Below are 287 nucleotides of genomic sequence, written 5' to 3' on the forward strand. Positions count from 1 at the left end.
TGCCAATTCTCTTCTAGTTCGGCTCGATGCTCTGAAAGCCATTCCTGAACAAATTTCGTGGCTCTGTTAGGAAGCTCTCCTTCAAGTATTGAACCGTCAAAGGCAAAGAGTGCCTCGTAACCAGAATATTTAGCATGAAAATGGGGAGGATTATGGTCGTTAAAATACATTGCGATTATAATCCCATAGAACCGGCTAATTACGGGCATCGTTTGTTAGGCTCCTTTAAACGGCGTAAGTACTATTCTATACGGTTTATCGTGAAATGAAAAAGTGAGTCACATAAC

General features: G+C 41.1%; 1 protein-coding gene. It reads right to left on the reverse strand.

Translation table 11 applies throughout. The features are described 5' to 3' along the window. Nucleotides 1-209, reverse strand: a 209-nt coding sequence (locus ACTRWF_RS19720) for a DUF4160 domain-containing protein (protein WP_462836110.1), incomplete at its 3' end; no start/stop codon positions are given. Nucleotides 210-287 lie beyond the last annotated feature (78 nt).

This window comes from Alteromonas sp. G5_S2_22_S1 (genome assembly GCF_054968525.1).